Source organism: Phenylobacterium sp. (assembly GCF_036263695.1).
GTDB lineage: Bacteria > Pseudomonadota > Alphaproteobacteria > Caulobacterales > Caulobacteraceae > Phenylobacterium.
In genome coordinates this window covers 1-8,437 of sequence record NZ_DATAGM010000021.1, presented here as the reverse complement: position 1 = coordinate 8,437, position 8,437 = coordinate 1, and the positions used below count along the sequence as shown (strand labels likewise).

Sequence of the window (8,437 nt, the reverse complement as noted above, 5' to 3'; positions counted from 1 at the left end):
TCCCACGGATGGGTGGGGGCGAAGGCGCTCTTGGCGATGTATTCGCGGATCGCCGGCGGCCCCAGGGTGTGGACCAGGCCCAGCAGGCTATAGGCCTTGTCGCCCACGGACATACGCCGCAGCCAGGCCATGTCGGCCAGCTCGGCCTTGCCGCGGACCATCGCGCCGGCCGCGGCGGCCGTGCGCTGGTCCATGATGGTGGAGGTGTTGAAGTGGGTCTTGGACGGGCGGCCGTCCAGCAACGCCGCCCGCACCCGGGCCGGCTCGACCTTGGCGTTGGCGAGCACGTCGATCTGGTCGAAGCCGCCGTGCTGGGCCAGCGCCCGCCACAGGCCCATGTTGGCGACGTCCTTGCCGAACGGGTTCTTCCCCAGGCCCAGGACGGCCGACGGGTTGTAGATGGCCAGACGAGAGGGCGCCAAGGATCGCAATCCGCTGCTGCAGTGGGGCCCAGCCCCATAGCAACGGGGCGGAGGGATAGCTAGCGGACGAAACTGTAGGCGCCGCCCTTCTCAAGCGCGGCGCGGTAGGCCGGCCGGCCCTGCAGCCGCTTCAGCCAGGCCTCGAGGTTGGGGTAGCTCGGCAGCTTGCCGAACGCGCCCGCCACCTCGGCGATGAAACTCATCTGGATGTCGGCGCCGGTGAGCTCGGCGCCCAGCAGGAAGTCTTGTCCGGCCAGCGCCTGTTCGACGTAGCCGAGGTGATTGGCGATCTCGCTCTCGATGCGCGGGTGCAGCGGCTGGCCCGCCTCCCCCAGCCGCATGACGTACATGAACAGCATCAGCGGCAGCATGGCCGAGCCTTCCGCGTAGTGCAGCCACTGGACGTAACGGTCGTAGTCGGGACCCGCCGGATCCGGCTGCAGGCGGCCTGCGCCGTGGCGGCGGATCAGGTAGTCGACGATGGCCCCGGACTCATGGACCGTCCGATCTCCGTCGCTGATGACCGGTGACTTGCCCAGCGGATGCACCGCCTTCAGTTCGGCGGGCGCCAGGCGGGTCGCCGGATCGCGCGCGTAGCGTTTGATCTCGTAGTCCAGCCCAAGCTCTTCCAGCAGCCACAGGATGCGCTGCGAGCGGGAGTCGTTCAGGTGGTGGACGATGATCATGCCGGGCCTCCTCTTTCACTTACACCGTAAGCGCCTCGACTGACGCTGCGCAAGGCTGGCCAACTATCGGTATGAACGACGTCCCGAACCGCTACGGCGGAACCCTCCCCGACCACCTGGGCCTGACGGTTGATCAGGCCGGTCCCGGCCGCTGCGTCGGCCGTTTCACGGTCCAGCAGCATCACATGGCGCCGAACGGCTTCCTGCACGCGGCGAGCGTCGTCGCCCTGGCGGATTCCTGCTGCGGGCTCGGCTGCGTCGCCAACCTGCCGGAGGGGGCGAGCAGCTTCACCACAGTAGAGCTGAAGTCGAACTTCCTGGGCACCGCGCGCGCGGGCGAGGTCGTCTGCGAGGCGCGCCTCATCCACGGCGGGCGGACCACTCAGGTCTGGGATGCGGAGGTGAACGACGCGGCGGGCAAGCTGATGGCCCTGTTCCGCTGCACCCAGATGATCCTCTACCCGAGGGCTTAGGGGGTCAGATCAGGCCGCTGACCTGGGTGCGCGGAACGAAGCCGTTGGCCAGCAGGCCGATCTGCTCGTCCATGCAGCGGCTCATGGCCTCGGCGTCGGCGTCGTTCCAGGCGGCTAGCCGGTAAGTCCAGGCATAGGCGGCCAGCAGCATCTCGACGATCACCTCGGGGTCGATGGCGGGATTGACGTCGCCGGCGGCGACGCCGCGGGCCAGGCACTGGCGGATCACCTGCTTCAGATGCTCGTTGCGGCCGAAGGGGCTGGCCGTCGCGCCGGGGCGCCAGTCGTAGGCGGCGGCGATGTGAGCCAGGAACAGCCGTTTGCGGCGGGTCTCGAAGGCGAAGAACAGGGCGAACAGCGACCGCAGCCGGTCGGCGGTGGAGCCGCGGAGCCGCCCATTCACCCGGTCCAGCTCCTCGTAGAGCTCGTCTAGCCGCTCGCCCATCACCTCGGACAGGATGTCGAGCTTGCTGGGGAAGCTGGTGAAGACGCTGCCGACGGAGACGCCGGCCCTCCGGGCGATCGCCCGCACGGTGGTCTCCTCGTAGCCCTCGGCCTCGAAGAGATCGCGCGCGGCCTCCAGCACGCGGCGGCGCGTCGCTTCCTTCTTGTCGCTGCGAACGCTCAAAGCCCCTCCCTGCCTGGCGCTCAAGTCCTAGTGCGGCCTTCAGAGCGCGTTCCGGCCGCGGCGGCCGGAACGCGCCCGAAGAGCCGCTTTCGTCAGCCGCGCTTGGCGCCCGCGAGCAGGATGCGGATCTGGTCCTTGGCGCGCGCCTGAAGCGCCTCCAGGCTCCAGCCTCCGAAGATCGCCTGCGGATAGTTCGACAGGTAGATGTCGAACAGCATCTGGCTGCGCAGCTTGATGTCAGCTTCCTGGCTCAGCTCGCCGCGCTCGACAGCGGCGGTCAGCTGGTCAGCGAAGATCTCAACCATCTTCTGCACGGCCGCAAAGCTGCGGACGGCCTTGCCTTCGACCGGCGACCAGGAGATCGAGAACATCGCCCGGGCGAGCGGCAGCTGGCCCTTGTAGAAGGCGTAGCCGGCCGTGAAGACGCGCAGCAGGGCGTCTTCCACCCCGCGGCCCTTCTGGGCGGCCTCGCTCATCTCCTGAACCAGATTGTCGAGATCGTTGATCATGATCTCGCGGAACAGGTCCGACTTGTCGGTGAAGTTGGCGAACACCGCGCCCGTGGACATGCCCGCCGCGGCGGCGATGTCACGGATGGTGGCGCCTTCGTAGCCCTGCTCGCTGAACAGCCGCCGGGCGGCGGCCAGAACCTTGGCGCGGGTCTGCTGCTTGGCGATGGCCCGGCGGGTGAGGCCCTTGACCTTGGTTTCGCCGATCGGGTTCGCGACGTGCTTCATTGGGCGGTCTCCGGAAATTGGCGGCCGCCGACCGGCGACGCTAGAGCTTGAAATGACATGGGTATCGACATCCTCTCGTCCGCCGTCGAGCGCCCTCGGCGACGTTCGGTGATCATGTTCAGGTAACCCGTGATGCGATCACGGTTGACTGCGCCATACCCGATACACACAAGCTTGGCCGTGTGTCTCATCGCCGCAACAGCCGATGTCCCGTGCGCTTCCCCCTAAATTGAGGTCGTTTTCTGGCATACCGGGGTATCAAATCCGATTCGGTGAGCGCGCTCAACAAAAAATTTGCTCTAAAACCAACATGACGGCCTGCGCAGCTCGCTCGCGGCGCGACTGATGCTGGCGGCTGTGGCGGGCCTGCGGTCGAGCGCCTAGATTGCGACGATGGACCGGATATTCGACTTCCTGATCCCCGCGGCCCTGCTGGCGGTGGGCACGACCCTAGCGGTGGGAATCTACGCCCTGTTCCGCGGCGGAGACTTCGGCCGGTCGTACTCGAACAAACTGATGCGCCTGCGCGTCGTGATGCAGGCGGTGGCGATCGCGGTGCTGGTCGCCGCGCTGCTCTGGCGCGAGCGGGGCCTCTAGTGGTCACCCTCAACCGCATCTACACGCGCACGGGAGACGGCGGGCGCACCCGGCTGGCCACCGGGGAAATGGTCAGCAAGACCGCACTACGGGTGGAGGCCTATGGCGCCGTCGACGAGACCAATGCGGCGCTCGGCCTGGCCCGTCTGCACACCGGGTCCGATGGCGCGCTCGATCCAGTGCTGGCCCGGGTGCAGAACGAGCTGTTCGACCTCGGCGCCGACCTGGCGACGCCGGAGCGCCCGGGCGAGGCCCCCGGCAGCGTCCTGCGCATTCTCGACAGCCAGGTCGAGCGGCTGGAGCGGGAGATCGACGAGTTGAACGGCCCCCTGCCCCCGCTCGCTTCCTTCGTATTGCCGGGCGGGACCGCGGCCGCCGCCGCCCTGCACCTGGCGCGCACCGTCTGCCGCCGGGCCGAGCGCCAGGCGGTCGCGTTGCAGGAGGCCGGCGAAGCCGTCAGCCCGGCGGCGCTGAAATACCTCAACCGCCTCTCGGACCTGCTGTTCGTCGCCGCCCGCTGGGCCAACGACCGCGGCGCATCGGAAGTGTTCTGGAGGTCCGGGGCGACCCGCTAGGGCTGCGACGGCGCCTGGGCCTGAGCCGGGGCCGGGCGACCCATCGCGGCGCGGGCGGCGGCCTCGGCCTGCTTGTCCTGGATGGTGCGTCCGGTGATGTCGGAGATCAGCACCGGCGTGGCGCACACCCGGTGCTTGGCGTCCCACCACTTGCGGGACTTTTCACAGGCCTCCGCCGGGTTGGCCCACATCACCTGATAGACGATCGAGCCGACGCTCCCGACGGCGAAGATCACGAGGAAGGCGGCCATCAGTCGGGCGATGTTTCGGTTCATAGGATGCGATCTAATCGTCCTTGGCGCGGGCGCCTAGATGTCACGGGCGCGCGGTCAAACCTGCGCCGCACGTCTTGCATCTCGCGCTGAAACCGTTATGCCCGCGGCCACCATTTCTTTCCGCGATCTAATTTGAGGCGCTAGCAACCCATGAAGGTGTTGGTCCCGGTCAAGCGGGTTATCGATTACAACGTCAAGCCGAGGGTGAAGCCCGACAATTCGGGCGTCGACCTGGCCAATGTGAAGATGTCCATGAACCCCTTCTGCGAGATCGCCGTCGAGGAGGCGGTGCGTCTGAAGGAGAAGGGAGTCGCGACCGAGGTCGTCGCCGTCTCGATCGGGCCGGCCCAGGCGCAGGAAACCCTGCGGACTGCGCTGGCCATGGGCGCCGACCGGGCGATCCTGGTGCAGACCGACGCCAACCTCGAGCCGCTGGCGGTGGCCAAGGCGCTCAAGGGCGTGATCGCGGAAGAGAACCCGCAGATCGTCATCCTTGGCAAGCAGGCCATCGACGACGACAGCAACGCCACCGGCCAGATGCTGGCCGCGCTGATGGACTGGCCGCAGGCGACCTTCGCCTCGAAAGTCGAAGCCAGCGGCGACAAGGTCAGCGTCACTCGCGAAGTGGACGGCGGCCTGCAGACCCTCGAACTGGCCCTGCCGGCGATCATCACCGCCGACCTGCGCCTCAACGAGCCGCGCTACGCCAGCCTGCCGAACATCATGAAGGCCAAGAAGAAGCCGCTCGATGTGAAGGAACTGGCGGCCTATGGCGTGGATCCCACCCCGCGGCTCAAGGTGCTGAAGGTCACCGAGCCGCCGAAGCGCGGCGGCGGCATCAAGGTCGAGAACGCCGCCGACCTGGTCATGAAGCTGAAGAACGAAGCGGGGGTCCTCTAATGGCCGTTCTCGTCATCGCCGATAACGACAACGCGACCGTCCGGGACAACACCCACAAGACGGTGACCGCCGCCCTGCGCATCTCGTCAGACGTGGACGTGCTGGTGGCCGGCCAAGGCGCCCGCGCCGCAGCCGAAGCCGCCGCCAAGATCACCGGCGTCCGCAAGGTGCTGCTGGCCGAGAGCGACTCCCTCAGCCAAGGCCTGGCCGAGGCTTTCGAGGCCGTGGTCGTGCCGCTGGCGGCCAACTACGAGGCGATCCTCACGCCCGCCACCTCGGCCGGCAAGAACCTGTCGCCGCGCATCGCCGCCAAGCTGGACGTGGCCCAGATCTCCGACATCGTCGAAGTGGTGGACGCCAACACTTTCGTGCGGCCGATCTACGCCGGCAACGCGCTGGAGACCGTCCAGTCGTCTGACGCGAAGAAGGTGATCACCGTCCGTCCGACCGTCTTCAAGGCGGCCGAAGAAGGCGGCTCGGCGAGCATCGAGACCATCGAGGCGGCCGGCGCGCCGGCCAAGACCCGCTTCGTCGACCAGCAGATCGTCAAGTCCGAGCGTCCGGAGCTGACCGCGGCCAAGATCGTCGTCTCCGGCGGCCGGGCCATGGGTTCGGCCGAGGAGTTCCAGCGGATCATCGAGCCCCTCGCCGACAAGCTCGGCGCGGCGGTCGGCGCCTCGCGCGCCGCGGTCGACGCGGGCTACGCCCCGAACGACTACCAGGTGGGCCAGACCGGCAAGGTGGTCGCCCCCGAGCTCTACGTCGCCGTGGGGATCTCGGGCGCCATCCAGCACCTGGCCGGGATGAAGGACTCCAAGATCATCGTCGCGATCAACAAGGACGGCGACGCGCCGATTTTCCAGGTCGCCGACTACGGCCTTGTGGCCGACTACAAGACGGCCATCCCCGAACTGATGGACGAGCTCGCCAAGGTCGGAAAATAGCCGCGCCCCCTCGCAAAAGCGGGGCCGAGTTCACAATTAGGCTCTTCGCCGAAGCCCAACGCCCTCCGGGGCGTTGGGCAGGGCGAGCCCGATGTTCCCCTCCAACCCCTTAGGTCATGAAGTCCTTCAAACCGATCTCGTTCGAAGACCGCCTCGCCGCCCAGGCTGAAGCCAAGAAGGCGATGCTCGAAAAGTTCAAGCCGAAGCCGGCTGCGCGCGAAAAGCCGTACGTGGACACCGCCGCCCAGCGCCAAGCTGAACTCGAGCGGATCCGGGCCGAGCGCCAGGCCGCCCGCGAGGCTAAGAAGGCCGCCGCGGCCGAGGTCGAGCGCCAGCGCCAGGAAGCCGAAGCCAAGGAACGCGAGGCCCAGGCCGCCAACAAGGCCGCCAACGCCCGCGCGGCCCTGCTGGCCATGTACGGCACGAAAAAGCGCGGGAGCGGCTCGAAGTAGCCGCCACTATCCCGGACCTCTCGCGCGCAGTTAGTGTTGCGGCGGGAGGGCCTTTGAGATTTCCGGCATTCGCATCCTCGGCTGGGTCCACCTAGGGATCGGCGGCGCCGGGCTCCTGGCCGGGACGCTGCTGTGCGCCGGGCTGGCCCGCGACCCGGGCGGCGGACAGGCGCTCGCCTTCGTCGGGCCGCTCTTCCTGCTCCTGGCGATCTCCTGGTTCATACCCGCAGCCGTAGGTGGGCTGGGGCTCATCCAGGCGCGCCAGTGGGGCAGGTGGCTGATCGGCGCCATCTCCGTCCTGATGCTGCCCGCCCCGCCGCTCGGCACGATCCTGGGCGCGGTCGGACTCTGGTTGCTGTTCCGGCCCAAAGAGGCCGTCTCGCCCGCTCCCGCCTTGGGTCTGATCGGGTTTGGACTTTGCGCAGCAGGCGTGGCGGCCGGGTTCGTCGTCGTGCTGGGCGCTGGTTTCAGGTTGAGCGGAGACGCCGCACCCGAACCGGTCGCATCTGCGTTCTGGCCCGCTGCCGCCATCCTCGTGCTCTGCCTGAGCGCCGCGGCCGCGTTCGCCACACGCGGCGTCAGATCCCGGGTCGAGGCGCAACAACTCGCCGGCGACACGCCGGTGGAGTACCGACGTTGGCAGGCGGCCCAACGCGACTATGACGAAGACCCGAGCCGCCTCGCCACCTGTGAGGACCTTCAGCCGATCGAGGCCGAGATGCGCAGGAGCGGCGTGCTGGTGACGCTGCAGGTGGATCGTTACCTTCGCGCCGCGTGCCGGATCGACGGACCGGCGCTGGCGCAGCGGTTCGCCCTCGCGCCTTCAGTCGCCTACTCCGAGCACATGGAGCCGGACCGCGGGGGGTTCGACGTCCCCGCCGCTCACATCGCCTGCTCGCGCCACCTGTCGGCGATCACCACCTTGCATCCGGACGAGGCGCCCGCCGGGACCGCTTCGTTTCCCGCCTAGCGCCGCCCTGAGGCTTTCTCGTCACGGAAGCTTCACCATGTCTCGCTGCGGCGCAGCAAAACGCTTGCGGCCCTGCGCGCCCTCCGTGCTACAACATTTGGATAATACGACGGGCGCACGGCTCTTCGCGCCTGCATCATAAGGCTGTTGGCATGGTTCAGATCAGGTCGGTCGGCGTCATCGGCGCCGGTCAGATGGGTTCGGGGATCGCCCATGTGTGTGCCCTGGGCGGCTACGATGTGCTTCTCCACGACGTGAGCCCCGACAGGATCAAGGCCAGCCTCTCACAGATCGAGCGCAACATGAGCCGCCAGGTGGCGCGCGGCATCATCGGCGACGAAGCGATGAAGACGGGCCTGGCCCGCATCAAGGCCGCCGACGAGCTGCAGGCCATCGGCCAGGCGGACCTGGCCATCGAGGCCGCCACCGAGGACGAAGAGGTCAAGAAGACTATCTTCAAGGCGCTGGCCCCGCACCTGGCGCCGAACACCCTCTTGGCCTCCAACACCTCGTCGATCTCGATCACCCGGCTGGCCTCGGCCACCGACCGGCCCGAACGGTTCATCGGCCTGCACTTCATGAACCCCGTGCCGCTGATGAACCTCGTGGAGATCATCCGCGGCATCGCCACCGACGCGGTGACCTACGAGGCGGCGGTCAACTTCGCCAAGTCGCTGGGCAAGACCACCGCCAACGCCGAGGACTTCCCGGCCTTCATCGTCAACCGGATCCTGGTGCCGATGATCAACGAGGCGATCTACACCCTCTACGAGGGCGT

At 68.0% G+C, this 8,437-nt stretch carries 12 protein-coding genes and 1 pseudogene; 8 read left to right on the top strand and 5 right to left on the bottom strand.

The window, feature by feature from the left end; genetic code table 11:
- Positions 1–422: pseudogene (locus tag VHK87_RS00700) on the bottom strand (glycosyl transferase family 1); the annotation flags it as partial.
- Positions 423–481: 59 nt separating this feature from the next.
- A complete protein-coding gene (locus VHK87_RS00695; protein WP_329632975.1) occupies positions 482–1,108 on the bottom strand; it encodes a glutathione S-transferase in 627 nt (208 codons plus the stop codon).
- 71 nt (positions 1,109–1,179) lie between these two features.
- Between VHK87_RS00695 and VHK87_RS00690 the strand changes: the two genes are divergently transcribed.
- Positions 1,180–1,581 (top strand): PaaI family thioesterase, encoded by a 402-nt coding sequence (locus tag VHK87_RS00690; protein WP_329632974.1) that lies wholly within the window; start codon positions 1,180–1,182, stop codon positions 1,579–1,581.
- Between the two features lie 4 nt (positions 1,582–1,585).
- Here VHK87_RS00690 and VHK87_RS00685 read toward each other — a convergent pair whose 3' ends face one another.
- Together VHK87_RS00685 and VHK87_RS00680 are read right to left on the bottom strand one after the other, a co-directional pair.
- Positions 1,586–2,209, bottom strand: coding sequence for a TetR/AcrR family transcriptional regulator (locus VHK87_RS00685; protein ID WP_329632973.1), 624 nt, complete (start codon positions 2,207–2,209; stop codon positions 1,586–1,588).
- Between the two features lie 92 nt (positions 2,210–2,301).
- Positions 2,302–2,946 (bottom strand): TetR/AcrR family transcriptional regulator, encoded by a 645-nt coding sequence (locus tag VHK87_RS00680; protein WP_329632972.1) that lies wholly within the window; start codon positions 2,944–2,946, stop codon positions 2,302–2,304.
- 393 nt (positions 2,947–3,339) lie between these two features.
- On the opposite strand from VHK87_RS00680, the gene VHK87_RS00675 reads away from it, so the two are divergent.
- Both VHK87_RS00675 and VHK87_RS00670 read left to right on the top strand, forming a co-directional pair.
- Complete coding sequence (locus tag VHK87_RS00675; protein ID WP_329632971.1) at positions 3,340–3,543, top strand: twin transmembrane helix small protein; 204 nt, start codon at positions 3,340–3,342, stop codon at positions 3,541–3,543.
- The gene (locus VHK87_RS00670; protein ID WP_329632970.1) at positions 3,543–4,118 is read left to right on the top strand and encodes a cob(I)yrinic acid a,c-diamide adenosyltransferase; all 576 of its coding nucleotides are present in this window, start codon (positions 3,543–3,545) and stop codon (positions 4,116–4,118) included. Before VHK87_RS00675 ends, VHK87_RS00670 begins: the two co-directional genes overlap by 1 nt.
- Here VHK87_RS00670 and VHK87_RS00665 read toward each other — a convergent pair.
- Positions 4,115–4,393, bottom strand: a complete 279-nt coding sequence (locus tag VHK87_RS00665; RefSeq protein ID WP_329632969.1) for a hypothetical protein — start codon at positions 4,391–4,393, stop codon at positions 4,115–4,117. The genes VHK87_RS00670 and VHK87_RS00665 overlap by 4 nt on opposite strands.
- 150 nt (positions 4,394–4,543) lie before the next feature.
- On the opposite strand from VHK87_RS00665, the gene VHK87_RS00660 reads away from it, so the two are divergent.
- From VHK87_RS00660 to VHK87_RS00640, 5 genes are all read left to right on the top strand, one after another.
- On the top strand, positions 4,544–5,293 hold the full coding sequence (locus VHK87_RS00660) for an electron transfer flavoprotein subunit beta/FixA family protein (protein WP_329632968.1): 750 nt from the start codon (positions 4,544–4,546) through the stop codon (positions 5,291–5,293).
- Positions 5,293–6,237 carry an electron transfer flavoprotein subunit alpha/FixB family protein gene (locus VHK87_RS00655; RefSeq protein ID WP_329632967.1) on the top strand — a complete coding sequence of 315 codons (945 nt, stop codon included), beginning with the start codon at positions 5,293–5,295 and terminating at the stop codon, positions 6,235–6,237. Before VHK87_RS00660 ends, VHK87_RS00655 begins: the two co-directional genes overlap by 1 nt.
- Before the next feature lie 116 nt (positions 6,238–6,353).
- On the top strand, positions 6,354–6,689 hold the full coding sequence (locus VHK87_RS00650; RefSeq protein ID WP_329632966.1) for a DUF6481 family protein: 336 nt from the start codon (positions 6,354–6,356) through the stop codon (positions 6,687–6,689).
- 301 nt (positions 6,690–6,990) lie between these two features.
- Complete coding sequence (locus VHK87_RS00645; protein ID WP_329632965.1) at positions 6,991–7,659, top strand: hypothetical protein; 669 nt, start codon at positions 6,991–6,993, stop codon at positions 7,657–7,659.
- Between the two features lie 152 nt (positions 7,660–7,811).
- Positions 7,812–8,437: 3-hydroxyacyl-CoA dehydrogenase NAD-binding domain-containing protein (locus VHK87_RS00640; RefSeq protein WP_329632964.1), on the top strand; the 626-nt coding region annotated here is incomplete at its 3' end.